The sequence below is a fragment of the Methylorubrum rhodesianum genome (genome assembly GCF_014199985.1).
In the GTDB taxonomy this organism is placed as follows: domain Bacteria; phylum Pseudomonadota; class Alphaproteobacteria; order Rhizobiales; family Beijerinckiaceae; genus Methylobacterium; species Methylobacterium rhodesianum.
On sequence record NZ_JACHOS010000003.1, the window covers coordinates 342,767 to 368,680 of the forward strand.

The 25,914-nt window shown below is 71.1% G+C and carries 24 protein-coding genes; 6 read left to right on the plus strand and 18 right to left on the minus strand.

Features of this window, described 5'->3' with window-relative positions:
• Positions 1–42: 42 nt before the first annotated feature.
• From HNR01_RS06185 to HNR01_RS06195, 3 genes are all read left to right on the plus strand, one after another.
• A complete protein-coding gene (locus HNR01_RS06185) occupies positions 43–1,566 on the plus strand; it encodes a phosphomannomutase/phosphoglucomutase (RefSeq protein ID WP_153874297.1) in 1,524 nt (507 codons plus the stop codon).
• A 572-nt stretch (positions 1,567–2,138) separates the two neighbouring features.
• A complete protein-coding gene (locus tag HNR01_RS06190) occupies positions 2,139–3,605 on the plus strand; it encodes a calcium-binding protein (protein ID WP_183667127.1) in 1,467 nt (488 codons plus the stop codon).
• A gap of 368 nt (positions 3,606–3,973) precedes the next feature.
• Positions 3,974–5,404, plus strand: a complete 1,431-nt coding sequence (locus tag HNR01_RS06195) for a calcium-binding protein (protein WP_183667128.1) — start codon at positions 3,974–3,976, stop codon at positions 5,402–5,404.
• Positions 5,405–5,540: 136 nt separating this feature from the next.
• On the opposite strand, the gene HNR01_RS27495 is transcribed toward HNR01_RS06195, so the two are convergent.
• The 6 genes from HNR01_RS27495 to HNR01_RS06225 form a co-directional block, all read right to left on the minus strand.
• A complete protein-coding gene (locus tag HNR01_RS27495) occupies positions 5,541–5,861 on the minus strand; it encodes a hypothetical protein (protein ID WP_246417401.1) in 321 nt (106 codons plus the stop codon).
• Positions 5,861–8,089 carry a GumC family protein gene (locus tag HNR01_RS06205; protein WP_183667129.1) on the minus strand — a complete coding sequence of 743 codons (2,229 nt, stop codon included), beginning with the start codon at positions 8,087–8,089 and terminating at the stop codon, positions 5,861–5,863. Before HNR01_RS06205 ends, HNR01_RS27495 begins: the two co-directional genes overlap by 1 nt.
• Before the next feature lie 76 nt (positions 8,090–8,165).
• A complete protein-coding gene (locus HNR01_RS06210; protein ID WP_183667130.1) occupies positions 8,166–9,701 on the minus strand; it encodes an exopolysaccharide biosynthesis polyprenyl glycosylphosphotransferase in 1,536 nt (511 codons plus the stop codon).
• A gap of 49 nt (positions 9,702–9,750) precedes the next feature.
• Entirely contained in the window at positions 9,751–10,761 is a 1,011-nt protein-coding gene (locus tag HNR01_RS06215; RefSeq protein WP_183667131.1) for an NAD-dependent epimerase/dehydratase family protein, read from the minus strand.
• A 180-nt stretch (positions 10,762–10,941) separates the two neighbouring features.
• A complete protein-coding gene (locus HNR01_RS06220) occupies positions 10,942–11,736 on the minus strand; it encodes a WecB/TagA/CpsF family glycosyltransferase (protein WP_183667132.1) in 795 nt (264 codons plus the stop codon).
• Entirely contained in the window at positions 11,733–12,734 is a 1,002-nt protein-coding gene (locus HNR01_RS06225) for a UDP-glucuronic acid decarboxylase family protein (RefSeq protein WP_183667133.1), read from the minus strand. The genes HNR01_RS06220 and HNR01_RS06225 overlap by 4 nt, the downstream gene beginning before the upstream one ends.
• 398 nt (positions 12,735–13,132) lie before the next feature.
• On the opposite strand from HNR01_RS06225, the gene HNR01_RS06230 reads away from it, so the two are divergent.
• From HNR01_RS06230 to HNR01_RS06240, 3 genes are read left to right on the plus strand one after another with little or no spacing between them, the layout of a single operon-like run.
• Entirely contained in the window at positions 13,133–14,575 is a 1,443-nt protein-coding gene (locus HNR01_RS06230) for a polysaccharide biosynthesis/export family protein (protein WP_183667134.1), read from the plus strand.
• A 59-nt stretch (positions 14,576–14,634) separates the two neighbouring features.
• The gene (locus HNR01_RS06235) at positions 14,635–16,044 is read left to right on the plus strand and encodes a mannose-1-phosphate guanylyltransferase/mannose-6-phosphate isomerase (protein ID WP_153874305.1); all 1,410 of its coding nucleotides are present in this window, start codon (positions 14,635–14,637) and stop codon (positions 16,042–16,044) included.
• An 11-nt stretch (positions 16,045–16,055) separates the two neighbouring features.
• Positions 16,056–16,496 (plus strand): hypothetical protein, encoded by a 441-nt coding sequence (locus tag HNR01_RS06240; RefSeq protein WP_017484031.1) that lies wholly within the window; start codon positions 16,056–16,058, stop codon positions 16,494–16,496.
• 33 nt (positions 16,497–16,529) lie between these two features.
• Here the strand turns inward: HNR01_RS06240 and HNR01_RS06245 are convergent, their stop codons facing one another.
• The 12 genes from HNR01_RS06245 to moxG form a co-directional block, all read right to left on the minus strand.
• On the minus strand, positions 16,530–17,207 hold the full coding sequence (locus HNR01_RS06245; RefSeq protein WP_183667135.1) for a response regulator transcription factor: 678 nt from the start codon (positions 17,205–17,207) through the stop codon (positions 16,530–16,532).
• A complete protein-coding gene (locus HNR01_RS06250; RefSeq protein WP_183667136.1) occupies positions 17,204–17,764 on the minus strand; it encodes an MxaH protein in 561 nt (186 codons plus the stop codon). Before HNR01_RS06250 ends, HNR01_RS06245 begins: the two co-directional genes overlap by 4 nt.
• Positions 17,761–18,717: a YncE family protein gene (locus HNR01_RS06255; protein WP_183667137.1), complete on the minus strand. Its 957-nt coding sequence runs from the start codon at positions 18,715–18,717 to the stop codon at positions 17,761–17,763. The genes HNR01_RS06250 and HNR01_RS06255 overlap by 4 nt, the downstream gene beginning before the upstream one ends.
• Positions 18,714–19,244, minus strand: coding sequence for an SRPBCC family protein (locus HNR01_RS06260; protein WP_183667194.1), 531 nt, complete (start codon positions 19,242–19,244; stop codon positions 18,714–18,716). The genes HNR01_RS06255 and HNR01_RS06260 overlap by 4 nt, the downstream gene beginning before the upstream one ends.
• A complete protein-coding gene (locus HNR01_RS06265) occupies positions 19,244–20,227 on the minus strand; it encodes a vWA domain-containing protein (RefSeq protein WP_183667138.1) in 984 nt (327 codons plus the stop codon). The genes HNR01_RS06260 and HNR01_RS06265 overlap by 1 nt, the downstream gene beginning before the upstream one ends.
• Positions 20,224–20,847, minus strand: a complete 624-nt coding sequence (locus HNR01_RS06270; protein WP_183667195.1) for an MxaK protein — start codon at positions 20,845–20,847, stop codon at positions 20,224–20,226. The genes HNR01_RS06265 and HNR01_RS06270 overlap by 4 nt, the downstream gene beginning before the upstream one ends.
• Entirely contained in the window at positions 20,847–21,911 is a 1,065-nt protein-coding gene (locus HNR01_RS06275) for a vWA domain-containing protein (protein ID WP_183667139.1), read from the minus strand. The genes HNR01_RS06270 and HNR01_RS06275 overlap by 1 nt, the downstream gene beginning before the upstream one ends.
• Positions 21,912–21,915: 4 nt before the next feature.
• Complete coding sequence (locus HNR01_RS06280; protein WP_183667196.1) at positions 21,916–22,839, minus strand: nonribosomal peptide synthetase MxaA; 924 nt, start codon at positions 22,837–22,839, stop codon at positions 21,916–21,918.
• A gap of 5 nt (positions 22,840–22,844) precedes the next feature.
• Positions 22,845–23,726, minus strand: coding sequence for a DUF58 domain-containing protein (locus HNR01_RS06285; protein WP_183667140.1), 882 nt, complete (start codon positions 23,724–23,726; stop codon positions 22,845–22,847).
• A complete protein-coding gene (locus HNR01_RS06290; protein ID WP_183667141.1) occupies positions 23,723–24,754 on the minus strand; it encodes an AAA family ATPase in 1,032 nt (343 codons plus the stop codon). Before HNR01_RS06290 ends, HNR01_RS06285 begins: the two co-directional genes overlap by 4 nt.
• A gap of 93 nt (positions 24,755–24,847) precedes the next feature.
• On the minus strand, positions 24,848–25,135 hold the full coding sequence (locus tag HNR01_RS06295) for a methanol dehydrogenase [cytochrome c] subunit (protein ID WP_183667142.1): 288 nt from the start codon (positions 25,133–25,135) through the stop codon (positions 24,848–24,850).
• A 161-nt stretch (positions 25,136–25,296) separates the two neighbouring features.
• Complete coding sequence (moxG, locus tag HNR01_RS06300) at positions 25,297–25,890, minus strand: cytochrome c(L), periplasmic (protein WP_183667143.1); 594 nt, start codon at positions 25,888–25,890, stop codon at positions 25,297–25,299.
• Positions 25,891–25,914 lie beyond the last annotated feature (24 nt).

A 25,914-nucleotide genomic window follows, 5' to 3' on the forward strand; every position in this document is an offset into this window, starting at 1 on the left:
GCACGGGATCTCGTTCGCCCCCGCCTGCGCGAAAGGTTTGCCATGTCTTCCGATCGGCCCAAGGCCTTTCCCACGCCTCTGCCGCGGCTCGAGCCGAACACCTTCACCTTCGAGCAATGGCCGATGGTCAAGCCCACGGGCTTTCGCGAGTACGACGCCCGCTGGCTGTTCCCGCAGGAGATCAACCTGATGGGCGTCCAGGCGCTCGGGCTGGGGCTCGGCACGCTGATCCATGAGCGCGGCGTGCGCCCCGACATCGTCACCGGCCACGATTTCCGCGCCTACTCCTCCTCGATCAAGCTCGCGCTGATCGCCGGGATGCAGGCGGCGGGCCTGCGGGTGAAGGATATCGGCCTCGCCCTCTCGCCGATGGCCTATTTCGGCCAGTTCGCCCTCGATTGCCCCTGTGTCGCCATGGTCACCGCCTCGCACAACGACAACGGCTGGACCGGCGTGAAGATGGGCGCCGAGCGGCCGATGACCTTCGGCCCCGACGAGATGGGCCGCCTGAAGGAGATCGTCACCCGGGGCGAGTTCCGCTACCGCGACGGCGGCGCCTACGAGTTCGTCTCGGATTTCGCACAGGTTTACTTCGACGACCTCGTGGCCCGCGCCAAACCCGTCTCGCGAAAACTCAAGGTCGTGGCCGCCTGCGGCAACGGCACCGCCGGCGCCTTCGCCCCCGCCCTGCTGGAGCGGCTCGGGGTCGAGGTGATCCCGCTCGATGTCGAGCCGGACCATTCCTTCCCGCGCTACAATCCCAATCCCGAGGACATGGCGATGCTGCACGCCATCGCCGACAAGGTGCGCGAGACCGGCGCCGATGTCGGCCTCGGCTTCGACGGCGACGGCGACCGCTGCGGCGTGGTCGACGACGAGGGCGAGGAGATCTTCGCCGACAAGATCGGCGTGATGCTGGCCCGCGACCTGTCCAAGCTGCACCCCGAGGCGACCTTCGTGGTCGACGTGAAGTCGACCGGCCTTTACGCCGCCGATCCCGAACTCCAGTCCCGCGGCGTGCGCACCGACTACTGGAAGACCGGCCATTCCTACATCAAGCGCCGCGTCAACGAACTCTCGGCGCTGGCCGGCTTCGAGAAGTCCGGCCACTTCTTCTTCAACGCGCCGGTCGGCCGCGGCTACGACGACGGCCTGCTGACCGCGATCGCGGTGATCGAGATGCTCGACCGCAATCCGGGGCAGAGCATGGCCGACCTCTACCGGGCGCTGCCGAAGACCTGGGGCTCGCCGACCATGTCGCCGCACTGCGCCGACGAGGTGAAGTACGGTGTGGTCGAGGCGGTGACCGAGCGGTTCCGGGCGCTCCAGGCGGCGGGCGAGCCGGTGGGCGGCCACGCGATCACCAGTCTCGTGACGGTCAACGGCGTGCGCGTGACCACCGCCGACGGCACCTGGGGGCTGGTGCGGGCCTCCTCGAACAAGCCCGAACTCGTGGTGGTGGTGGAGAGCCCGGTCTCCGAGGCGCGGCTGCACGAGATGTTCGCGGCGGTGGACGGCGTCCTGCGCCAGCATCCGGAGGTGGGCGCCTACAACCAGACCATCTAGCCCTCGCATCCGATCCGGGCGGCATCGCCCGATCGGATCCGTCCCGCCGGACGATCCGCCGATGAGCGGAGCGTCCGTCTGGCTTGAGAAAGTCGCATGGGACAAACCCGTCCCTGACGGATATCACGGCGTCCCGACCGGCTACCCGGTCGGATGGGCGGCAGGGTGGCCGATCCCTGCAACCATCGCCACCGACGATCTGAGGGCGCCTTGGGCGCCGCATCCCGCCGTGGCACGCCGCGCGCACCACCGAACCGCGCCCGTGGCTCACACGCCGCCGCTGAAGCACGGCGTGGAGGCTGGCTCGCGCCCCCCTCAGGCTGAGCGGTTCGAGGCACGAACACCCCGGGGGCGATGCCAAGCGTGGCCGTTCGGCAACAGATCGTTCGTCTGTCAGAAAAATTCCGACAAGGTCTCGAAAAAAACAGCATTAAGCTGAACCGTTTTCGCGCGGCCGTACCCCGTGGGGAGTAGTCCCCACGGGGTACGTTGCAGATTTACGCAATCGATCCGCCCACTAACCTTCGTTAGTCACCCGCTCCGTTGCGATCACCGCATCTCAAGGAGCGAGCATGCCTGCGGGCCAAACCTACAGCACCACCCCTATCCGCACGACGTACGACGGACAGGTTATCGAAAATCTGGATCTCTGGGTCTCCGACGGCGACGCTATCCGCGTCGAGAACAACAACGTCATCATCCGAAACGTCACCATCCACCACGCCGACGGCAACGGCATCGTTGTCGAGGACGCCAGCGGCGTCACTGTTCAGAACAGCCTCATCGTCAATTCCGACCCGCCCGCCGGCAATGGCGGCGAGACCGATCCGGAGACCACCGGAATCCGGGTCGTGAACGCGCCGAACTTCACCGCCTCGCACGTGACCCTGCAGGACAGCGGCACGGGCATCTATCTCGGCCAGTCGCCGGGGGCGAAGCTCTCCTACATCGAGGGCCACGACTTCCACGGACCGTTCCCCGGCGGCCAGCTCGTCCAGTTCTTCCAGTCGCCGAACGGCAGCCTGTCGGACTTCGCCGTCACCAACGATCCGGGCCACTCGCATGTCGAGGACAACGTCTCGATCATCGACAGCCAGAACGTGACGATCGCCAACGGGGTGATCGACGGCAACAACTCGCCGAGCGGGGCGGGCGTGATGTTCGAGGGCAACTCGCAGGGTGGCCACGTCCAGAACGTCGACGTGATCCACATGGGCAATGGCGGCTTCTCGTCCTACTCGGACGACGTGTCGTTCGTCGACACCCGCTCCTTCGACAACGATGCCGGCGACCAGGGCCGCGGCGTGTCGCTGTCGAACGGGCTGATCTGGAACATGACGGGCCACAACGTCACGGTCGAGGACTCGACCTACACGGACCCGGGTGTGGCCAACAACATCGTCTGGGGCACCTCCTCGGCCGGCGCGGATGTGTCGGCGGCGGCCTCGGCCACGCCGATGACGCCGATCCACAACGTGTTCGACGGATCGGCGACCGGCACGGGCTCCACCGGGACGGTCGTGGGCGGTACGCCGGCTCCGGCTCCGGCTCCGACGCCGGCTCCGAGCCCGGCGCCGACCCCCGTCGCCAGCCCGTCGCCGTCCGGCACCGGAATCGACCGGGACGGCACCGCCGCCTCCGAGACGATGAACGGATCGGGCTTCGCCGACGATCTCGACGGGCGCGGCGGCAACGACACGCTCAACGGGTTTGCCGGCGACGACAACCTCTATGGCGGGGCCGGCAACGACCGGCTCGACGGCGGCAGCGGCACCGACCACCTCTGGGGCGGCGCCGGCGCGGACCACTTCGTGTTCAAGGCCGGCAACGGCGTCGACTGGATCGAGGACTTCCAGCTCAAGGGCCCCGTCCAGGACGTGGTCGAGGTGAGCAAGGCGATGTTCAGTTCGTTCAACGCTCTGCTCGCCGCAGCTCACGATGTCGGCGCCGATGTCGCCATCACCTCGGGCGCCGACACGCTGTGGCTCGCCGATGTCCACAAGGCGCAGCTCTCGGCCAACGACTTCCTGTTCGTCTGAGCCGTCTGCGCGCCGCCGCGCCGGTCCGGCGACGGACGGATCGGCGCCCGGCGCTCCGTGACGCCGGCAGGACAGGCGCGTTTGCCGGCCGGGGCCGCGGGATCTCCCGCGGCCCCGGCCGGCAACGCCGTTCCCTCGAATCAATTGATGCCGAAATAAGCGTGGCCGTTCAGCCACATCCATGGTGCGCCGCGAGAAATATCGCGCGGCGGCGTCCTCTTTAAAAGCTTCGCTGTTAATTACTTCCTGGGCCGAATAGGTCTTATGGCCTAGCCCATGCTGCCGAAGTTGCAGATTTGCCCGGTCGATCCTGCAAATTTATTCCGATAACTATTGATTTTGTTGCAATATTAACAAATGGAGTAGATATGCCTGCCGGTTTGATCGCGAGCACCACCCCCATCCGCACGACCCATGACGGTCAGATCATCGAGAATCTCGATCTCTGGGTCTCCGACGGCGACGCCATCCGGGTCGAGCACGACAATGTCGTCATCCGCAACGTCACCATCCACCACGCCGATGGCCATGGCATCGTCGTCGAGGATTCGAGCGGCGTCTCCGTTCAGAACAGCCTCATCGTCAATTCCGACCCGCCCGACGGAAACCAGGGCCTGACCGGGGAGGCGACCGGGATCCGGGTCGTCAATTCACCCGATTTCACCGCCTCGCACGTGACCCTGCAGGACAGCGGCACCGGCATCTATCTCGGCCAATCGCCGGGGGCGAAGCTCTCCGATATCGAGGGCCACGACTTCCACGGGCTCTATCCCTCGGGCCAATTCGTCCAGTTCTTCCACTCGCCGAACGGCAGCCTCACGAATTTCGCCGTCACCAACGATCCGGGCCACTCGCATGTCGAGGACAACGTCTCGATCATCGACAGCCAGAACGTCTCCATCGCCAACGGGGTGATCGACGGCAACAACTCGCCGAGCGGCGTCGGCGTGATGTTCGAGGGCGATTCCCAAGGCGGCCACGTCCAGAACGTCGACGTGGTCCACATGGGCAACGGCGGCTTCTCGTCCTATTCGGACGACGTGTCGTTCGTCGACACCCGGTCCTTCGACAACATCGCCCACGACCAGGGGCGGGGCAATCCCATGTCCAACGCCGTCATCTGGAACGCGAGCGGCGACAACGTGTCGATCGAGGATTCGACCTACACGGACCCGGCGGTGGCCAACAACATCACCTGGGGGGCGTCCGCGTCCGGCGCGGACGTGTCGGCGGCGCCCTCGGCCACGCCGATGACGCCGATCCATAACGTGTTCGACTGGGTGGCGGGCACGGTCGGCACCGTCGTCGGAGCCGTGACCGGCAACGGGCCGGCATCGCCTCCCCCGGTCGCCGCCTCGCCCTCCGGCACGGGCCTCAACCGCGACGGCACTGCCGCAGCCGAGACCATGACCGGATCGGGGGCCGCCGACGACCTCGACGGGCTGGGCGGCAACGACACGCTCAACGGGCTCGCCGGCGACGACAACCTCTACGGTGGGGCCGGCAACGACCGGCTCGACGGCGGCAGCGGCACCGATCATCTCTGGGGCGGGGCCGGGGCCGACCGGTTCGCGTTCAAGGCCGGCAACGGCCTCGATTGGGTCGAGGATTTCGAGAGTGGCGGCTCCGCTCCCGACGTGATCGAGGTCAGCCGGTCGATGTTCGGCTCGCTCGACGCCGTCCTGGCGGCGGCACAGGATGTCGGCACCGACGTCGCGATCCGCTCCGGGTCGGACACGCTCTGGCTCGCCGACACCCACAAGGCCGAATTGACCGCAGGCCATTTCCTGTTCGTCTGATCGCGCCGTCCGCCCGCTGAGGCGGATATCCGATCCTCCTCTTCAGGCTCCCGCGCCGGCGGACCTCGGAGGGCCCTCCGGATCCCGCGCTCCCGCGCGATGTCCGGAGGGCCCTGCGAGGCCGCCTCGCGGCCTTTCAGGATGAGGGCGCGGAGCGGACGAAGTCGGCTCGGCGGCCCTCTTCGATTGTCTCTTGGATCGTCTCTTGGATCGCCTCTTGGCGCCCGCTCTCAGGGTCGACCCGAAGGGGCTGACGGGCGGCCAGGATCCCCTCGATCCCGGCGCGGAACGCGGCGAGCGTGCCGAGGGGCCGGGCGCAGCCGCCGCAGGCGATCGCCGCCTCGGCGGTCGGATCCGCCGGCCAGGTGACGGCGGGGGAGCCGCAGGCCGCGCAGGCGAAGCTCCACTCGCTCACGAGGATCCCCGCCCCGAAGCCCGCTGCGGCCCGCGCGCCCATCAGGCGCTGTTCCGGTAGTAGTGCGAGAAGTCGCGGTAGAGCGTGCCGCGATCGGCGGCCCGGCCCTGGTGGCGCTTCAGGTCGACCTTGTTCAGGACGAGCCCGGCGACCGTCAGCCCGAGCCGGCGCATATAGGCGAGGCTCGCGGTGACGGCGGCCTTCTGCGTGCCGTGCCACGCCACGACGTGGACCACGGCGTCGGCGTGCTGGCGCAGGAGCGCGACGTCGCCCAGCAGCAGCACGGGCGGCACCTCGACGAGGATCACGTCGTAGCGCTCGCGCGCCTCCCGCACGAGCATGCCGAAGGTCGGCTCGGCGTAGATGTCGTGCCCGTCCTTGAGCCCGGAGACGCGACGGATGGTCGAGATGCGGCCCTCCGCCTCCTCGTCGTCGGCCGGGGTCTCGGGGCCGGTCCTGTCGAGGCGGCCATCCTCGATCGCCGCGCGGCGGGGCGAGCCGTCGAGGATGAGCACCCGGCGGCCCATGGCGGCGAGCGAGCGGGCCACCGAGCGGGCGACCACCGACTTGCCCTCGCCCGGCATCGCCGAGGTGACGAGGACGACCTTGAGCGGCTCGCGCACGGCGACGAGTTCGGCCACCGCTGCCCGCACGGCCTCGCGGAAGACGAGATCCTGCTCCTGGCGATCGCCCGCATGCTCCCCCGCCGGCCGGCTCGGCAGCAGCGCGAGGCAGGGCAGGCCGGTGTCGGCCTCCATCTCGCCCTGGCTGCGGTAGCCCCGGTCGCGGCGTTCGAGCCCGAGCGCCAGCATCGAGCCGGCGCCGGCGCCGGCGAACAGGCCGAGGCCGAGCACGAGACCGAGGCCGGGGCCGGTGGGCAGGGTCGGCACCTTGGCCGGTGCCAGCATCTGCGCCATGACCGGCTTGAGTTCGCTCAGCGCGTTGGCGGTCTGGTAGCCCTCGTCGAGGACGCGCAGGCGGTCGCGGGCGGCGGTGGCATCGGCCTGGAGCGCGCGCAGCTTGGCTTCGAGCGCCTTGCTCTCGATCAGCGAGCGTCGCACCGTCGCGACGCGCGCCTCGGCCGAGGCTTCGAGACTGCGGGCGGCGCCGAGATCGACCTCGACCAGCTTGAGCACCTCGGCCATGCGGACCTGGAGCCGCTGCTGGAGCGCGGCGATCGAGGCCTTGAGGCGCAGCACGTTGGGATGGTTGTCGCCGGAAACGGCGGTGAGCTGCTCCAGCTCCTGTCGCAGCTTGCTGTCGTCAGCCAGCATCTGCTGGATCACCGGCGAGATCGCCGTGTCGGCGGCGTTCGGCACGCCGCCGAAGCGGATCACGTCCCCGGCCCGCTGCAGCCGGGCCTCCTCCGCCAGCCGCTTGGCGGTGGCGCTGGACAGTTCGGAGAGGGCGTCGCGCAGCTGTTGCTCGCGCAGGTCCACGCCCTCGCGCACCGATTCGACGAAGCCCGTGCGCTTCCGGAAGGCGTCGATCTCGCCCTCCAGGCGGGTGAGTTCGCCGCGCGAGACCTGGATCTGCTCGGCGTACCAGCGGCTCGCCCGCTCGGTGGCGAGCGAGGCGGCCTGCATCTTGCGGGCGAGGTACTCGGTGGCGAAGGTGTTGGCGGTCTCCGCCGCCCGCCGGGGATCGCGGTCGCGGTAGCCGATGGTAATCAGATAGGCCTTGGCATCGTTGCCGACGGTGAGCCCGCGCAGGAGCTGCTGCGCCCGGGCGTCCCGCTCGGTCTCCTGCTGCGTCGTCGCCGGCTGGCCGGCCTCGCCTTGCCGCGGATCTTGCCGCGCGTCTTGCCGCGACCCCGAAGGCGCGGGCAGCGCGGCCTGGACTCGGTTCTCGAGCGCCTGGCGCAGGGAGGCGACCCATCCCGCCGCGTGCTCCTTGGCCGCATGCTCCGCTTGGCCCGCCTCGGTTTCGAGCCGGCCCGCCACGGCCTGCGCGATGGCGAAGGAGCGGATGATCCGCGCCTCGCTCTCGACGACCGAGGCCGGCTCAAGGGCGATCTGCGGGCCGGACTTGCCCGTCCCGCGCACGTCCTGGGTCTGGCCGAAATCGAACTGGAGCAGCACCTCGGCGACGTAGCTCGGCGGCAGGGCCAGCGAGGCCGCTCCCGCCGCCAGCGCCGACAGCCCGGCGATCGAGGCGATCATCAGCTTGCGCCGCCACAGCACCGACAGCGCGTGCCCGGTGACCGCCTCGTAATGGGCGGTGAGCGATCGCCCGCCGCCGGGGGGGTCGGCTTCTTGGAACGGGTCCATGGGTCACGCCTGAATCGGGGTCTGAAGGAGAGCGCGTCGAGGGGAGGAGGGGGCAGGGAACCGCCGGCCCTCCGCGTCAGCGGGCGCCTTTGGCGGTGAGCACCGCCGGCACCGTCTCGAGAAGGATGTACAGGTCGATCCAGATCGACCAGTTGCGGATGTAGAAGCTGTCCTGCTGCTCCTGGACCGCGAGGTCGCCGTCGCTGCGGGCCGAGATCTGCCACAGCCCGGTCAGGCCCGGCGGCACGCTCGCCCGCAAGGCCTGGAAGGTCGGGCCGAACCGCTCGGTGTGGTAGGCGGGGAAGGGCCGGGGGCCGACCACGCTCATATCGCCACGCAGCACGTTGAGGAGCTGCGGCAGCTCGTCGAGGCTGGTGCGCCGGATGAAGCCGCCGATGCCGGGCAGGACGCGCGGATCGTTGCGCAGCTTGCAGAACCGGTCCCACTCGCGCCGGGCAGCCTCGTCGGCGGCGAGATGATCGGCGAGGCGCGCCTCCGCGTCGCGGAACATGCTGCGCAGCTTGTACACGCGGATGGTGCGGCCATCGCGCCCGACGCGGGGCTGGACGTAGAAGGCGGGGCCCGGATCGGCGAGCTTCACCGCGAGCGCGAGCACGCCGATCAGCGGTCCGAACAGGAGGAGCGCGGGCAGGGTCACGGCGAGATCGAGCGCGCGCTTGAGGCGCAGGTTGTGCGGCAGGAAGATCGCCCGGCGTACCACGAGGCCGACCACCGAACCGAGGCACCGGGTCTGGAGGCGCACGGTCTCCACCTCCGGCGCGTGGTGCGCCACGATGACCAGCCGGAACGGATGCCGGGTCAGCCAGGCGAAGCGGTCGGGTGCGCGCTCGCCCGGCGTGCAGATGGCGACCTCGGCCGTCGCCAGCAGATCCGCCCTCTGCTCCGTCGCGCGCTCGGCAGCCTCGCCCGGCCCCGGCGGCACGGAGCGCAAGGCTTCGATGCGGAACGGTTCGACGGCCTGATCGGGGGCGCGGACGATGCCGATCGGCCGCAGGCCGAGCTCGGGCCGCGCGGCGAGGCTGCGGGCGAGTTCGGCGGCACCCTCGCCGTAGACGATGGTCGCCGCCCCCCACACGCCCCGCCGGACGAGCCGCGCACGCACGAACCCCTCCGCGTAGTGCCCGAGCGGGATCGAGAGGAGGGCGGCGATCCCGGTCGCGGTCCAGAGCCACGGCGCGGGTCCGCCGCCGACCAGAAGGGCGGCGCCGAACGCGAAGGCGGCGGCGAGGCCGCGGCGGCGCAGCCGTTCGATCGGCTCCGCCTCGATCGGCTCGTAGAGGCCGCACAGGGCCAGGGCGCCGATCTGCAGGGCGCACCAGCCGATCAGCGAGGCCGGGGTGAGGCCGGGGTGCGCTCCGGCCGTGAGGAGCAGGCTTGCCCCGCAGGCGGCCAGCACCGCGGCGACGTCGCCGCCGATGAGCGCGCCGGTGACGATCAGGCGCCGGCTCCAGGCCGCCGCCTCGGAGCGTCCGGACCGGGCCGGTCCGAGACGCTCGTGGAGACGCTCCTGAAGACGTTCCTGCGCACGCTCCTGCCAGCCCGGCCCCCCGGCTGGCAGGAGGCCGGTATTGGCGACGTCGACGTCCGGCATGGGTTCGCTCGCGCTGCAGTGCCTGCGGGGAGGGCGGAGTTCGGCCGGCCTACTCGGCGGCCTGCCTAGGGGCCGCGTCCGCCTCCCGCTGCGCCTCTTGCTGTGCCTCCTGGATCTGCTCGGCGATCCACGCGTAGGTGGGCTTCAGGCCCTCGCGCAGGTGGATGCTGGGCTCCCAGCCCAGAACCTCGCGCAGGCGGGTGTTGTCGCTGTTGCGCCCGCGCACGCCCTGCGGCTTGCTCAGGTCGAACGACTTGTGGATCGTCTTGCCGGCGATTTCAGCCACGAGGTCGACGAGGCCGCTGATGTTGATGAGCTCGTCGGTGCCGAGGTTGAGCGGCCCGTAATGGTCCGACTGCATGATCCGGTAGATGCCCTCGACGCAGTCGTCGACGTACATGAACGAGCGGGTCTGCTGGCCGTCGCCCCAGATCTCGACCGTGCCGCCCTCGGGCGTGCGCGCGACCTTGCGGCAGATCGCGGCCGGCGCCTTCTCCTTGCCGCCGTCGTAGGTGCCGTAGGGTCCGTAGACGTTGTGGAAGCGGACGGACCGGGTCGGGAAGCCGTAATCCTCGGTGAAGTACTGGCAGAGCTTCTCCGTGTAGAGCTTCTCCAGGCCGTAGCCCTCCTCGGGGGCCGCCGGGAAGGCGTCCTCCTCCTTCAGCGGGATCACGCTCGGCACGTCCTGCAGGTGCTGCGGGTAGACGCAGGCCGAGGAGGAGAACAGGAACCGCTCGACCCGCGCGTCGAAGGCGGCCTTCAGCATCTGCGCGCTGATCATCGTGTTGTTGAAGGTGATCGAGGCGTGCGCGCCGGAGATGTAGCCGATGCCGCCCATATCGGCGGCGAGGTTGTAGACCTCGTCGACGCCGTACACCGCCTTGCGGCAATCCTCGAAGGAGCGCAGATCGAGGAGTTCGAACTCGTCCGCGGTGGGAGGACCGAAATCAGGATATTTAATGTCGACGCCGCGGACATGATAGCCGTGGCGACGCAAGTACGTCACCAGATGTCCCCCAATGAAGCCGCCGGCCCCGGTAACAACTGCGCTCTTCGACATGATTTTGATGCCTTTCTGCTTCGGCGCTTCCATTCTTATTTCGCGGTTCGACTAAGCATATCTTCTCGAAGGGCGATCATACTTTCGCGCTGATCTAGCCCTTCGGAGTGCCCGCTGCGCCGTCCGATCGAGGCTCACGCTCCCGCCGGGCGCGCCGACGCGGCGGGAGCGTGAGCGCCTTCAGAAGGAGCGGTGCGGCCGCGCCGCGGTCCGCCGCGGCGGTGCGTTCAGGAGTTGGATCGAGGCGCGCAAGGTGAATTCCGGCACGATCCGTCCGTAGCGGCGCCACAGCCGGCGCGGCTCGGTGCCGAGGCGGAAGGCCCATTCGAGGCCGCGCCGCTGCATCCAGACCGGCGCCTGCCGCTTGGTGCCGGCGAGGAAGTCGAAGGCCGCGCCGACGCCGACCATGACCGGCACCTCCAGCCGGTCGCGGTGGCGCGCCATCCAGTATTCCTGCTTCGGGGTCGAGAGGCCCACCCACAGGATGTCGGGCTCGGCCGCGTTGATGCGGGCGACGATGCCTTCGTCCTCCTCCGGCGTCGTCGGGCGGAAGGGCGGCGAGAAGGTGCCGGCGACGGGAAGCGCCGGGAACTGCTCCGTCAGGCGCGCGGCCAGCCGCTCGGGCAAGCCGGAGGCACCTCCGAAGTAGTACTGACGGTAGCCCTTGCGGGCCGACAGGACCGTGAGCGCGCGCATGAGGTCGGGTCCGTAGACCCGCTGCGTGCGCGGGAAGCCGAGCCGGCGTGCCATGAAGACGAGCGGCATCCCGTCCGGCGTGACGAGGCCGGCGCCCTCGTGGATCGCCCGCAGGGTCGCATCGGTCTGGCACTCGATGACGCCGTGGGCGCCGGTGATGCAGACGTAGTGGCGCTGGCGGCCGAGGATCCATTCCTCGACCGCCGCGACCGCCTCGTCCAGGCTGATCGCGCTGACCGGTACCCCCAGGATCGAAACGCGGGGGAGGGGCGGGTTCACGATCCCGTCCTCGCCAGATCCGTCGATGCCGGCTCGAACGGGGTCACGCTCGAGGCGGAGGCGGAGAGCAGCGCGTCGAAATAGGCGATGGTCTTCATCAGCCCCTCGTCGAGCCCGACCTTCGGGCTCCAGTGCAGCATCGCCTTCGCGCGGGCGATGTCGGGGCAGCGCTGGCGCGGGTCGTCCTGCGGCAGCGGGCGGTAGACGATCTCCGAGCGCGAGCCCGTGAGCGCGACGATCCGCTGAGCGATCTCGGCGATCGTCACCTCGGTCGGATTGCCGAGATTGACCGCGCCGTCGAGCGTGCCCTCGACGTTCATCAGGCGCATCAGGCCCTCGACGAGGTCGTCGACGAAGCAGAAGGCGCGGGTCTGGCGGCCGTCGCCATAGAGCGTGATCGGCTCGCCCCGCAGCGCCTGCACCACGAAGTTCGAGACCACCCGGCCGTCGTCGCGGTTCATCCGCGGCCCGTAGGTGTTGAAGATGCGCGCCACCCGGATCGGCACGTTGTGCCGGCGCTGGTAGTCGAAGAACAGGGTCTCGGCGCAGCGCTTGCCCTCGTCGTAGCAGGCGCGCGGGCCGCTGACGCTGACGAGGCCGCGATAGCCTTCCGGCTGCGGATGCACGTCCGGATCGCCGTAGATCTCGCTGGTGGAGGCTTGGAGGATCGGGATGCCGAGGCGCTTGGCCAGCCCGAGCATGTTGATGGCGCCGATGACGCTCGTCTTCGTGGTCTGCACCGGGTCGCGCTGGTAGTGGACCGGCGAGGCGGGGCAGGCGAGATTGTAGATCTCGTCCACCTCGACGTAGAGCGGGAAGGTCACGTCGTGGCGCATGACCTCGAAGCGCGGATTGCTCAGGTGCTGCGCGAGGTTCGAGCGGTCGCCCGTATAGAAATTGTCGACGGCGAGCACGTCGTGCCCCTGCGCCACCAGTCGATCGCACAGGTGGCTGCCGACAAAACCGGCGCCACCTGTCACGAGGATACGCTTTTTCATCGCTCGACGTCTCCCTTTGTCGGTCGACCTCAGATTAGGAGACGACGCTCGCGCCCGGCATTGCTGTTTCGAGGAAGATGAAGCGCTTCGCGGTGCGAAGGCGACGTACCGCCACCGGGCGGTCGCCGCCCCTTTCGGGCCGCGGTGGGGCCGGTGGGCCGGACATCGTTCCCAACCGCGCCCGAGGGCCGGTTCCGGCCCCGTCGGACTAACCCGGTCGCGAACCGGAGCGGGCCCGAATAGCCAGGACAAAAGCGGAGGGGGCTCTGGCATTCAAGCAGGGCGCCGCGACGGTTCGGCCCCTCACCCGAGCACGGCAGGCTCCGGTGCAAGGTCGAAACCCGCCGTCCTGCCGGATGCCGGCCGGCGCCCGAACCGCGGCCTCGAGAGGCGAACGCATGCTCGATCTCAGGACATTCCGGCCTTGGAACGACGGGCGCCGCCGCGGCCCGAGGGTCGGCGCGGCCTCCGGGACGACGCTCAGGACGAGACTCGGGCCGGTCCTGGGAGCGATGCTCGGTGGAGCGCTCCTGCTCGGTCTCGCCGGCTCTCCCCTCGCCGCCGAGGCGCAGGCGCCCTCGCCGACACCCGTGCAAACACCGCAAACACCCTTGCCGGAGCCTCCGGCCGAGGCCGCGCTGCTCCTGTCGAGCGGCGACAAGCTGACGATGGTCGTCTTCGGCCAGACGGACCTCACCGGTGAGTACGTGGTCGATGCGGTCGGAGACCTCAACCTGCCGCTGGTCGGCCGCGTCCGGGTCGCGGGACTGAGCCCGGAGCAGGCGGAGACGCTGGTGCGCACCCGGCTCAACGACGGCTTCCTGCGCTCGGCCACCGTCAGCCTGCGGCTCTCCGAGATGAAGCCGGTCTACGTGCTGGGCGAGGTGCGCTCGCCGGGCAGCTACACCTATCGCTACGGCCTCACCGTGCTCGGCGCGGTGGCGCTGGCCGGCGGCGGGCGGGTCGGCGACCGCTCGATCACCGAACTCAAGGCCGAGGTGCTGACCGCGCGCGAGCGCCTGCGCAGCCTCGAACTCGCCCGGCTCGCCCAGCGCGCCCGGCAGCTCCGGCTCGAGGCGCAGCGGGACGGGCGGACGAGCTTCGTCTCGGACGAGCTGATCGGCCCGGAGGCGACGGCGCTGCTGCGCGGCGAGCAGGAGATCTTCTCGCTCCAGCGCGAGACGGAGCGCAGCGAAGTCGGCCTGCTGCGCCAGCAGGTCGAGCGTCTGGAGACCGAGCGGGCCTCGCTGACCCAGCAGCGCAGCCTCATCGACGAGCAGGTCAAGCTGACCGAGGCCCAGGTCCGCAACTACGCCCGGCTGACCGATAACGGCCACGGCCTGCAGACGATCATGGTGGACCGGCAGCGCGAGAACGCCCGCGTCCGGGCGGAACTCGCCCGGATCGACGCGGATCTGGCCCGCAACGCCACCGCCTCCGGTGAAATGACCCTGCGCCAGCGCGACACCGAGAACGGTCACCGGCGCCGGGTCGTGGCCGACCTCCAGGCCACCCGCCAGCAGCTCCTGGAGACCGAGGCGAGTCTGCCCATCGCCCGCGACCTCTTGGAGAGCCGCGTGCGGCGGCTCGCCGCCTCCGACGGCGGCAGCGAGGCCACCGGCTGGAGCGTCGAGGTCACCCGGACCCTGCGCGACGGGGCGGTGACCTTCAAGGCGGCCCTCACCTCCGTGCTGCTGCCGGGCGACGTGGTGCAGGTCTCGCCCGCCAAGACCGGCACCGCGGAGAGGCCGGCCCCAGCGCCCGCCCGCGACGGAGCGGCCGCGCCCGGTCCCGTCTCGCAGGCCGTGCCGGCCCTGCGCAGCTCCTTCGAAACCCCCTGATCCCCTCCTGATCCCTCCCTGACCCTCCTTCGAGCCCCAGCACAAAAGGACGCCCGTCGATGCCTGCACGGATTCAGCCCGTCATCCTCTGCGGCGGCTCGGGAACGCGGCTCTGGCCCACCTCCCGCTCCTCGATGCCGAAGCAGTTCGTGCCCCTGCTCGGGCCGCACTCGACCTTCCAGCAGACCCTGCTGCGGCTCCAGGGCCCGCTCTTCGCCCGGCCGATCATCGTGGCGAACCGGGACCATCGCTGCCTCGTCGAGAAGCAGGCGGCGGCCATCGACGCCGCGATCACCCTGCTGCTGGAGCCGGAGCGGCGCGATTCCGGCCCGGCGATCCTGGCCGCCTGCACCCTGGTGGCGCGCCAGGACCCGGAGGCGGTGGTGCTGGTGCTGCCCTCCGACCACATCGTCACCGAGCCGCGCGCCTTCCGGCGCGCCGTCGCCTCCGCCCTGCCGGCGGCGCGGGCGGGGCGCCTCGTCACCTTCGGCATCGAGGCGGATCACCCCAGCACAGAGTACGGCTGGATCCGGCCCGGCGCCCGCGTCGAGGCGCGCTGCCACGCGGTCCACACCTTCGCCGAGAAGCCGGACGCGGGCCGCGCCGCCACCTATCTCGCTGACCGCTGGCTGTGGAATTCCGGCAACTTCCTGATGCGGGCCGACACCCTGTGCGGCGAATACGCCGCCTTCGATCCCGACACGGCGGCGGCCGCCGCCGCCGCGGTCGAGGCCGCCGCCGACGAGGGCGGGGCGCTGGCCCTCGACGCCGAGGGGTTTGCCGGCACCCGCAAAACGTCCCTCGACTTCGCGGTGATGGAGAAGACGAGCCGCGCCGCGGTGGCGCGGATGCGCTGCGGCTGGTCGGATGTCGGCAACTGGAACGCGCTCTGGGCGATCAGCGAACGCGACGACCTCGGCAATGTCAGCCGCGGCGCGGCCGAATTGTTCGAGAGCGAGGGGTGTTTCGTGTCGTCCGAGGGGATGGTGACGTCCCTCGTCGGCGTGCGCGACCTCGTGGTCGTGGCCGAGAAGGACGCGATCCTGGTGGCCGACCGCAGCCGCTGCGGCGACGTGCGCAAGATGGTCGAGATCCTGCGCAGCAAGGGCCGGCCCCAGGCCGAGTGGCACGCCGCCTCGCACCGGCCCTGGGGCAGCTACCGGGTGCTGGAGGCCTCCGACGGCTTCCAGGTCAAGCGGATCACCGTGGCACCGGGCGGGCGGCTCTCCCTGCAGAAGCACCGCCACCGCGCCGAGCACTGGGTCGTGGTGCGCGGCTGCGCCCGGGTCACCGTGGACGACACCGTCGCCGATTACCGTGAGAGCGAGCACATCTTCATCCCGCTCGGCGCGATCCACCGCCTCGAAAATCCCGGCAACGACGATGTCGAGCTGATCGAGGTGCAACTCGGCAGCTACCTCGGCGAGGACGACATCGTCCGGCTCGAGGACGCCTACCACCGCGCCTGACGCCGGCCGCCATGACAGGCCCCGAGGAACGGATCGAGGAGCGGACGACGGAGACCGGCCCGGACGCCACGGCGTCCGAGCCGGCGGAGCGCAGCCCCCTGGCCCGGCACTGGGACAGCCTGGACCGGGAGGCCGCCGCGCTGCTCGGCGCGGTCGAGCGCGACCTCGACGAAGCGCCCGAATCGGAGGAGGCGCGGATGCGCCCGGCTCCGCTGGGCGTGGGGCGGCCGCGGCTCGGGGGACCGGGTTTTGCCCCCAACCCCCTCGCTCCCGCCCCCCGCGCTTCGGCCGTGTCCGAGCGGCCCAAGCGCTGGATCACCGCCGTCCTCGTCGCGGCGGCGCTGACGCTGCCCTTCGCCACTCCCGCGGGCGGCCCCGCCCCACGGACCGCGACGGACGCCACCCTCGCCGACCCGGCGGAGCTGCGCCTGAGTCGGGCCCTCGAGCGATGACGGGACGGGCGATGGCCCGCCCCCGGCCGGCCGTCACAGCAGCGAGTTGCGCCGGTTGACCGCGATCTGGACCAGCCCGGCGCGCGACTCGACGCCGAGCTTCTTGCGCATGCTGGAGCTGGCGTTGATCACCGTGCGGTAGCTCACCGCCATGGCGCTGGCGATGGCGTCGTAGGACTTGCCCTGGCTCAGCAGCGACAGGATCTGCAACTCCCGCGCGCTCAAGGTCGCGAGCGGGGCGGGGCGGGCGCTGCGGTTCAGCATCGCCACATCGGTGGCGAGCGCGTGCGGCAGGTAGCCCTGCCCGGCATGAACGGCGGCGAGCGCCTCCAGGAAAGCCTCCGGCCCGGCATCCTTGAGCGCGAAGCCGAGCGCGCCGCTCTCCAGGGCCCGCGACACGAGCACCGGGTCGGCATGCATGCTGAAGACGAGGATGCGCGCTCTCGGATCCAGGCCCCGGATCCGGCGGATCAGCGACAGGCCGGACAGGCCGTCGTCGCGGAAGCTCAGGTCGGCCACGACGAGGGCGGGCCGGTGCCGGTGGAACAGGCGGTAGCCCGTGACGATGTCGGGGGCCTCGTAGACCCGGGCCACGCCCGCCGCCTCGGCCAGCCGGCGCACCCCCTGGATCACGATCGGATGGTCGTCGACGACGAGGAGCGTCTCCGGCCGTGCCGGCGCTGTCCGGATCGGAGCCCGTGCGTCGCTCACGGCTGCCCTCCCGAGGATCTCTCCGGAGCGGCGATCTCCGGCCGATCCCGGGCTTCGAGGCGGGCAAGCGCCGTGGCGTGGTCGGCGCCCTGAACGCGGGTGTTGTAATAGTGCTGGCACATCTCGCCGTAGAGACTCTTGTGGCGGCCGCGCACCGACGCGACCGCGCCGAGGCCGTCGATGAGGCCGCGATAGGATTCCGTCTTGCCGATCTCGGACAGCATCTGCCCGAGCTGGACCGTACGGTTGGCGATCATGCGCTTGTCTTCCACGAAGGCGCTGCGCGCCCTGTCGAGGGATTCGCGCAGGTCCCTGACCGCGGCGGCGTCCGCGGGCAAGGGGTGTCCCGCCTCGCGGCCGGCGAGCCAGCGCGCCGGATCGGTGCCGTCGGTGGGGGAGAGCCAGTCGGGCAGGTGATCTTCGGAGGTGGAGGCCACGACGGTCCCGTCGTCGCCGCGGTCGGGCGCCGCGTTCGACGCCGCGCCGGAGGGCTCGCTGCCTCGGTCGCAGGCCGAGAGGATGAGCAGAACGGCGAGACCGGTGGCGAGCGTTCTCATCGCGGGGGTCCCTTCGCTGGGGCGGCGACGGCGAGGCTGCGCGGACCCTCGGCGACCGGCAGCCGGGTGATCTCCTTCAGCGTCGCGAGATCGAGGACGGAGACGCTGTCGGAGAACCAGTTCGCGACGTAGGCCCGGCCGCCCTCGATCACGATGCCCTCGGGATAGCGCCCGACGCCGATCGTCGCCGCGATTTCGAGCGTTCCGGCATCGAGCACGGTCACGGTGGCGGCAGGCTGGTTGGTCACGAGCACCCGCGCCCCGTCCGGGCTGACGCCGATGCCGTAGGGCATGGCGCCGGCCGGCACGGTGGCGAACGCCTTGAGCGCCTCCGTGTCGATCACGGTGAGACTGTTGCTGCGCACGTTGCCGACATAGAGGCGGCCCTCGTCGGGGCTGAGCGCCAGGGCGAAGGGCGCGGTACCGACGGGAATGGTCGCGAGACGGGTCATCCGCGCGCCGTCGAACACGCTGACCCGATGGCTCTCCCGGTCGGCGACGTAGAGCCGGCCGGCGCGGTCGAGGGTGATGTGGGCCGGATCGCGGCCGGTCTCGGCCGAGGCCTCGACCGTGCCGTCGGCGGCCGAGAGCCGGTCGACGCGGTTGCCCGACCAGTCGGCGACGAACAGGCTCTTTCCGTCCGCCGACGCGGCGAGGCCGAACGCCTGGCCCTTGTAGGGCAGGCGTCGCAGCACCGCGCCGGTGGCCGCATCGGCGACCGTGATCGCGTGTCCGTCGGGATGGGTGAGGAACACCGATCCGCCGCCCGCCGCCACCGTGGCGGGCGCCCCCGCCACGGGCGTGCGGCCCGCGACCGCCCCCGCCTCGACGCGCGTCACCTGCGCGCCCTGCTGGCTCGCGACGAAGACCGTCGCGGCCTGCGCCGGTCGGCGGGCCGGCGGGCCGGCGAGCAGGAGGAGGGCGGGCAGCGCGGCGAGGGCGGGGCGGATCATTTCGCCTTGCCGCCCTCCACGGCCGCCTTCAGGCCCTTCAGCCCTTCCGAAAAGTACGTGTTCATCGCGGCCTTGCCGGCCTCGTCGCTGAGGTTCTCCGGGGGCTCGTTGCCGGTATCGCCGCGGTAGAAGCGGCCCATCCACTCGACTTTGGAGCCGCCGCCCTCCGGGCTCACGGTGAAGGTCGCGGAGTAGGACGAGACCGGCAGCGCCTTCAGGTCCGGCTCGCCCATCCGGTAGGAATAGGTGCGGCCGTCCGCCTTGTACTCGTCGAGGCTCTCCTCGATCTTGCCGCCGTTCTTGAAGGTCAGCGTGCGGGTGCCGCCGTCCTTGGTGCCGCTGCCCTCGGCCTTCGCGATCGCCGGGTGCCATTTTCCGATGCCGGCGAAGTCGCCCGCCACCTTCCACACCGCGTCCGGGCTCGCGTTGATCGTGATCGACTGGGAGACTTTCTGGGGCGTCGGGCCGTGGGCGAGGGTGGCGGTCGCGGCGAGCGCGAGCGGAAGAACGAGAAGGGACAAACGCATCATGAGATCCTGCTGGTGGTGAAGGGGAGGGCGCCGGCGAGGAAGACGGCGAGTACCAGGGCGAGCGCCGCCGCACCGAGGAACGGGCGCAGATCGAGCCGGCCGGGCAGGGGGCGCGGCGTGGCGGCGGCGAGCAGGGGCGCACGGAGCCCATCCGGTCCGTCGAGATGGGCGTAGGCGAGGCCGGTCTGCGCGGCCAAGGCCTTCAGATGCGGCTCGCGCACGGAGGAAAGATGCTCCTCGCCGCGTGCCGCCGCGCCGCCGAAGGGGGCGTTGCGCGGGTTGTAGCCCTCGCGCGATTCCGCGTCGGCCGGCGGCGGGCCGAAGCGGTTCTCCTGCTGCACGTCCGTTTCGGCGTAGAACCCCGTCTCGCGGCCGCGATCGTTGAATTTGGGGATCGGGGCCAGGGCGTAGCCGCCCGCCCCGACGATCAGGCCGCGCACCGCGCCCGGCTTGCCCTCGAAGGGCGGAATGCCGGTGGCCGGCAGGGGCGGGGTCTCCTGGCCATCGGTGATGAACAGGAGGTCGGCATCGAGCTCGCCCGCCATGGCGATGGCCCGGTGGAGGCCCGCACTGACGCGGCTGTCGCCCTCCCAGGCCATGCGCCAGTCGAGGCCTGCGATCGCGCCGTCCAGCGGCGCGAAATCGGCGCAGACCTCGATCGGCGCGAACAGGAGGAAGGGGCGCCGCTCGGTGAACAGGGCCAGCGCGAGGCGCGACCCGCAGGGCAGTTCCGGCAGCAGGCCGCGCAGGGCCGCCTTGGCGATGTCGAGCCGGCTCGCCGGTCGCCCGTCGCGCGTGTAGTCGCGCACGTTCATGCTGCCGGTGATGTCGACCACCGCCAGCAGCGCGATGCCGGAACGGGTGAGCGGCAGAGGCGGCGCGACGATCGCCAGCACCGCGAGCCCCAGCGCCACGGCGAGCGCCTGGAAGCGGCGGTCGCGCAGGTTTCTCGCGACGGGAAGCGCGGCCCAGATGCTCACGGCCCACCCCGCGGCTGGCCGGGAATGTCGGTCCAGATCTGCTTGGGCTCGGCCTTCAGCTCGTCGCCGGACTTGCGGTCGAACTCAGGAAAATCGCGGATCAGGCGCGAGGCGACGTCGAAGTTGAACTTCGCGTCCCAGAAGTCGGGCCGCGCCTGCAGCGCCCGGCGGTAGTCCTGGCGCGCGAGCGTGACCTGAGGACCCGCCTTGTCGAGCTCGCTGCGCTCGATCAGCCGGAAGGCCTCGCGGATGCGGGCATTGGCGAGAATGTAGCGGGCGCGAGCCGCCGCCTCGGCGGAGCGCCGGCTGTCGAGGGTCTCCAGCAGCGGCTCGGTCTCGTTGAGGCGATCGCGAAAGGCCAGGAACTTGGTCCGTGCGACGAGGAGCGCGTCGGGTGCGTCCGGCGGCACGGCGATGTCGCGCCCCGCCTCCAGCGCGGCGATCGCCGCGTTTGTGCGCGCGTCCCGCCAAGCCGAGAGCGCGAAGGCGGCGGCGATGCCGAGGAGCAGGATCGGCAGCAGCGCCAGCAGGGACGGACGCAGGCTGCGCCAGCCCTGGCCGATGCCCGCACCGAGCCGGGTGCGCAGGGACGGAACCGACGCGCGGGGAAGGGAAGGCATCATGCGGCGGCCCTCTTCGGCGCGGCGGCCGGGGAATCGGCCGCCGCGGCACCCCGCTCCCGGACGGAGGCGCGCAAGAAGTCGGTCTCAGCCAGCTTGGCGAGCACGAGCAGAAGGAGGCCGAGGGCGGCGAGCCCGTAGGCCCAGCCGGTGAGGTCGCGCCGGGGGCGTTCCTCGGTATAGGGGATCGGATCGCGCTCCAGCGCCTCGATCCGCCGCACGGCGCTCGCCACCGCGTCGGCGCCCTCCGCCTCGAAGGCGCGGTAGGGCACGCCGAGGCTCTTGAAGAACAGATCGAGATGGCGCTCCGGCGCGGCCTGCGGCGTGTCCTCGCCCGCGGGCTTGTCGCTGATCGAGGGCGACCCCTTGGTGCGCAGGAACAGCCAGTAGAGGTTCGGCTGCACCCGTGCGAATTCCGCGCGCAGCTGCGCCTGGATGCGCGGATCGATCACCGCCGCGCCGTCCGAGACCAGGAGCAGCGCCCGCGACACCCCCGGCGCCCCCGCCCCGAACTGCGACAGCGCCATGCCGAGGCCGCGGGCGACGTTGGTGTAGTCGAGGCCCGGCCGGTCGATGGCGGCGATCGCCGCGCGCACGGCGTCGTGGCGGTCGGTCATCGGCACGACGAGCATCGGCGCGGTGGAGAAGGCGGTCACCGCGAACTGGTCGTGTGTCCGCTCGCCGACGAAGTCGCGCAGGATGCGCCGGGAGGCCATGGCCTTCGATTCCTCGCCCCCCGAGGGCTGCCGGCCGGCGAAGGTCTCGTTCATGCTCCCCGAACGGTCGATCAGCATCGAAATCTGCGCGCCGATGCCGGTGCGGGTCACCCGCTCGCCCGCGCGGTACGGGCCGGCGAGCGCCAGGACGAGGCCGCCGATCGCCAGCATGCCGGCGGCGGTCAGGGCGATCCGCAGCCCCGACGAGAGCGGATCCTCCGGCGCGGCGGCGACCGACGCGACCGGGCTGCGCCGGGTGACGGAGAGGAGCAGCGGCAGCCCCGCCAGGGGCAGGAGCCAGAGCAGCCAGGGCGTGGCGGCTCCGAGGGAGGAGAGGAGCGGGGTCACGGGCTCACGCGCTCCGCTCGACCGCGACGAGCCGGCGCAGCAGCGCCTCGGCCTCGGGCAGGGGAAAGGCCGTGCCGGCCCCGGCGGTGTCCCGGCCGAAGAAGGCGAGCCGCGAGGCGAAGAAGAATCTCTGGAGTCCGCCCTCCTGCTCCCGGAAGGCGGGATGGCGCCCGAGGAAGTCGGGCAGGTCGTCGGCCAGCACCCGGCGGCCGTCGGTGGCGTCGAGGCCGCGATGCAGGGCGAGCAGGGCGTCGCGGTACAGGGCCTCGCCCGCCGAGCGCCGCTTGGCCCGGCCGAGCGTCTTCAGGGCGAGGGCGAACGGCCGGCCGCGGCGCCTTCCGAAGATCCACCACGCCCGGTCGTAGGCGAGCAGCACTAGCGCCAGGGCGGCAAGTGCGAGGAAGCCGGCGGCGGAGGCCAGCGCCGGCTGCGGATCGAGCCGCGGGGCGCGCCCGTCGGGCCGCAGATACTCCGCCGGGTCGTCGCGGCGCTCGGGCTGCACCTCGCGCAGGGGCGAGACGCCGATCTTCCAGGCCGGGACCTGCGCCACCGCCGTGGTCGAGCCGTTCGGGCCGGCGCTCTCCACGGTCACGGGAAAGCCCGGCACTTCGAGGGTGCGCGCGTCGAGCGCCACGTAGAAGTCCTGATAGGTCAGGCGCAGGCGGATCACCGCCGCGCCGTCCGCGCCGCGGCTCTCCTCCACCCGCACGTCGCGCAGGTCGAGCCAGTAGGTGACCGGGCCGGGCTTCGGCAGCGAGGGGCGTTGCAGGGTGAAGCCCGGATCGGTGCGGATCTCGGCCTGCACCTGCACGAGGTCGCCCTGAAAATAGCCGAAGGCGCGGGGCGTGCGCAGTTCGACGCCGCGCAGCTGGGCGGCGGCGGGCAGGGGAGCCAGCGCGAGAACGAGGGCGAGGGGCGGCAGGCGCATCGCGCTCACGTCGTCATCAGGTGGCGGCTGAGCGCTTCGGCGTCGAAGCGGTCGGCGAGCCGGAAGGGGGGACGGGCGAACGGGGCGCAGATCCGGCGCAGGCGCTCGACGCGCTCCACCTCGCGGGCGATCCAGCGGCGGCGCAGGGACGGGCGCAGGAACACGAGGCGGCGGCCACCCCCCTCCAGGTCGTCGAGTTCGACGAGGCCCCAGGCCGGCAGGTCCTCGTCCTCGGCGGGATCGGCGAGCAGCACCGGCGTCACGTCGTGGAGCGCCAGCGCCGAGAACACCGCCTCGATCAGGCTTTCCGGCCAGCGGAAGTCGGAGACGAGGAAGATTAGCTTCGGGCGCCCGGCGAGACGGCGCGCCGCCTCCAGAAACCCCTCGGCGCCGCGTCCCTCGCAGGCCGCCTCGCCGAGGCGCGCGGCGGCGACCTGGGCGGCGGCGCGGTGGCGGGTCGCGGGGAGGAAGAGGTCGTCGCGAAGCGTCCGGTCGCAGGCGATCACGCCGAAGCCGTCGCCGATCCGCGTCGCGGAGCGGGCGAGCGCGAGGCAGAAGGCTTGCGCCAGCGCGCGCCGGTCGGCCCGGCCGCGGAAGCGCATCGAGGCGGAGAGATCGACCAGCGCCCAGGTCTCGACCGGGCTGCGCGCCTCGAAGCGGCGCACGAACACGCCCTCGAACGGATCGCGCAGGGACGCGCGCAGGTCGATGCGCCGCGCATCCGGCAGGCGCAGGAAGCTGACGGGATCGCGGAACGTGCCGAGCCCGCCGGCCTCGCGGCCGCGATGGGCGCCGACCCGGTGTCCGCCCAGGCGCCAGCGCGGCAGGTAGAGGATGTCGGCCCCCTCGCCAGCCCCCTCGCCGGCCCCGTCCTCAGGGCCGCTCACGGGGCGGGCACCGTCTCGAACACCGCGCGGATCAGGTCGGGCACGATCTGCGCGCGCCGCATCTCGTAGATCGGTTCGAGGAAGACGCGGTGGGCCATCACCTCGGGGAAGACGGCGCGGATGTCCTCCGGCACCAGCCAGTCGCGGCCCTCGAGCCAGGCGCGGACGCGGGCGGCGCGCACGAGGAAGGCGACGCCGCGGGGCGAGGCGCCGCCCTGGACGAGGCGGTCCATGTCGATCCCGGGGAGCCGGATGCCGGCGGGGCCGGGGCGCACCAGCGCCTCCCACAGGCCGACGACGTAGGCCTCGATCGCCGGCTCGGCCGAGATCGCGTGCTGGATCGCGCTGGCGATGGTGCCGATGCGGTCGTGATCGAGCACGCCGGCCGCGACCTCCTCGGTCAGCCGGTCGGTGTCGTGGAAGCGGGGATCGAACACCAGGGCGCGGCGGGCCGCCGGATCGCGGGGCGCCTCCATGCCGATCTCCATGAGGAAGCGGTCGCGGGCGGCGGCGGGAAGCTCGAAGGTCTCCTCGCGCTCGACGCGGTTGCGGTCGGCGAAGACCTGGAGATTGGGGAAGCGGTACTCCCGGTTGAAGGCGGTGACGCTGCGCTCGGCCATCAGGCGCAGGAGCAGGGCGTGGACCTGCGGCCGGGCCCGGTTGATCTCGTTGAAGAAGAAGACCGAGAGGTCCTCGGCCTGCCGCAGCACCGGACCGGGCTCGACCCGCGGGCGGCCGTCCTCGCCGAGATAGGTGTGATAGATCAGATCGGTGGGCATCATGTCGACGGTGCCCTCGACGCGCTCGTAGGCGCCGCCGAGGGCGCGGGCGACCGCGCGCAGCAGCGTCGTCTTGCCGACGCCGACATCGCCTTCGAGCATGACGTGGCCGCGGGCGAAGATCGCGATCGTCAGCAGGCGGATCGCCCGCTCCTGGCCGACCACGGCCTTGGCGATCTCGCGCTCGAAGCGCGCGGCCGCCTCCCGCCAGTCGGTGAGCATGGCGTCGCCGGGGGGCAAGGTGTTCATTCGGCGATCGGCCTTGTCGGTTCTGCTGGGCGCGGCGCGCCTTAACCCTCCCCCGCAGAGGGGGGAGGGCTCACGCGCGCTCGCGCGGGTTTGTCAGTTCGCCGAGATCTTGCTGACGTCGTATTCGAACTTGCCGGTCTTCTTGAAGTTCTCGACGCGCTTCTTGTTGCGCTCTTCCATCTGCTTGATGGAATCGGCCTGCTTGTTCAGCTCCTTGGGGTCGTGCTTGGGGTCGTACTTGGAGCCGGCGATTTTTTCCGGGAAGCCGGGCTTCGGCTCCCAGCAATTGCCCGGCGCCTTGCACTTGGTGCCGTCATAGGCGAGCGCCGGAGCGGCCATCCCGGCGAGGGCGACGACGGCGGCGATGAGAGTGGTCTTCATGGTTTCCTCCACTTTTTGAGACGTGCTCTTCTTGAGCCTTGCTCTTTTTGAGCCTTGCTCTTCTTGGGCCTTGCTCTTTCAGGGGATCGCGCCGCGGGCGGCGACGTGATCCCATCGGCCCCTCGATCGCGCCGGTCGGCCCGGCCCGAACCCCGGAAGGATCACTGCTCCAGCGGCTTGCACTGGCCCTTGGCGTCCTTCGGGATGACTTCGCCCTGCTTGTAGGGCGTGTAGGCCTTCTTCTGCTCGTCGTTGAGCCACAGCGCGTCCTGCTTCGGCCCCGTGTAGAGGTGGCGGATCCAGGCGATGGTCTGCAGCATCTCGTCGGGCGTCAGGTTCTCGTTGTGCGGGCCCATCATACCGTTGGCGCCGCCGAAGATCGTGGCGAACAGGCCGACATCGGTCGTGTTGGACGGGTAGGTCCAGTAGTTGTCGTTGAGGCCCGGCCCGAGCTTGCCCTCGGCGAGATGCCCGTGGCAGCCCGAGCAGGAGGTCGCGTAGAGGCTCTCGCCGTTGCGCAGGCAGGACTTGTCGTCGATGTAGAGGTTCTCGCCGGTCTCGAAGAACTTCTTCACCGCCGGGGTATCGCGCCCGCCCTCCTTGCCCTGCGTCACGTCCAGCGCCTCGCCGGTCACGGTGTTGCGGAACACCACGCCCGTCTGCGGTCCGGATTGGGGCTGGGCGAGCGCGGGCAGGGCGCTGCCGGCGAGCACGAGGCCGAGCAGGGCGGTTCCGATCGTTGTACGCTTCATCATTGTCTTGTTCTTGTTCCTCATCGC

Bases quoted from the DNA above. Each gene is read 5' to 3' on its own strand.
- HNR01_RS06185 (WP_153874297.1), top strand. From the start codon at position 43: ATGTCTTCCGATCGGCCCAAGGCCTTTCCCACGCCTCTGCCGCGGCTC.
- HNR01_RS06190 (WP_183667127.1), top strand. From the start codon at position 2,139: ATGCCTGCGGGCCAAACCTACAGCACCACCCCTATCCGCACGACGTAC.
- HNR01_RS06195 (WP_183667128.1), top strand. From the start codon at position 3,974: ATGCCTGCCGGTTTGATCGCGAGCACCACCCCCATCCGCACGACCCAT.
- HNR01_RS27495 (WP_246417401.1), bottom strand. From the start codon at position 5,861: ATGGGCGCGCGGGCCGCAGCGGGCTTCGGGGCGGGGATCCTCGTGAGC.
- HNR01_RS06205 (WP_183667129.1), bottom strand. From the start codon at position 8,089: ATGGACCCGTTCCAAGAAGCCGACCCCCCCGGCGGCGGGCGATCGCTC.
- HNR01_RS06210 (WP_183667130.1), bottom strand. From the start codon at position 9,701: ATGCCGGACGTCGACGTCGCCAATACCGGCCTCCTGCCAGCCGGGGGG.
- HNR01_RS06215 (WP_183667131.1), bottom strand. From the start codon at position 10,761: ATGTCGAAGAGCGCAGTTGTTACCGGGGCCGGCGGCTTCATTGGGGGA.
- HNR01_RS06225 (WP_183667133.1), bottom strand. From the start codon at position 12,734: ATGAAAAAGCGTATCCTCGTGACAGGTGGCGCCGGTTTTGTCGGCAGC.
- HNR01_RS06230 (WP_183667134.1), top strand. From the start codon at position 13,133: ATGCTCGATCTCAGGACATTCCGGCCTTGGAACGACGGGCGCCGCCGC.
- HNR01_RS06235 (WP_153874305.1), top strand. From the start codon at position 14,635: ATGCCTGCACGGATTCAGCCCGTCATCCTCTGCGGCGGCTCGGGAACG.
- HNR01_RS06240 (WP_017484031.1), top strand. From the start codon at position 16,056: ATGACAGGCCCCGAGGAACGGATCGAGGAGCGGACGACGGAGACCGGC.
- HNR01_RS06250 (WP_183667136.1), bottom strand. From the start codon at position 17,764: ATGAGAACGCTCGCCACCGGTCTCGCCGTTCTGCTCATCCTCTCGGCC.
- HNR01_RS06255 (WP_183667137.1), bottom strand. From the start codon at position 18,717: ATGATCCGCCCCGCCCTCGCCGCGCTGCCCGCCCTCCTCCTGCTCGCC.
- HNR01_RS06260 (WP_183667194.1), bottom strand. From the start codon at position 19,244: ATGCGTTTGTCCCTTCTCGTTCTTCCGCTCGCGCTCGCCGCGACCGCC.
- HNR01_RS06270 (WP_183667195.1), bottom strand. From the start codon at position 20,847: ATGCCTTCCCTTCCCCGCGCGTCGGTTCCGTCCCTGCGCACCCGGCTC.
- HNR01_RS06280 (WP_183667196.1), bottom strand. From the start codon at position 22,839: ATGCGCCTGCCGCCCCTCGCCCTCGTTCTCGCGCTGGCTCCCCTGCCC.
- HNR01_RS06290 (WP_183667141.1), bottom strand. From the start codon at position 24,754: ATGAACACCTTGCCCCCCGGCGACGCCATGCTCACCGACTGGCGGGAG.
- HNR01_RS06295 (WP_183667142.1), bottom strand. From the start codon at position 25,135: ATGAAGACCACTCTCATCGCCGCCGTCGTCGCCCTCGCCGGGATGGCC.
- moxG (WP_183667143.1), bottom strand. From the start codon at position 25,890: ATGATGAAGCGTACAACGATCGGAACCGCCCTGCTCGGCCTCGTGCTC.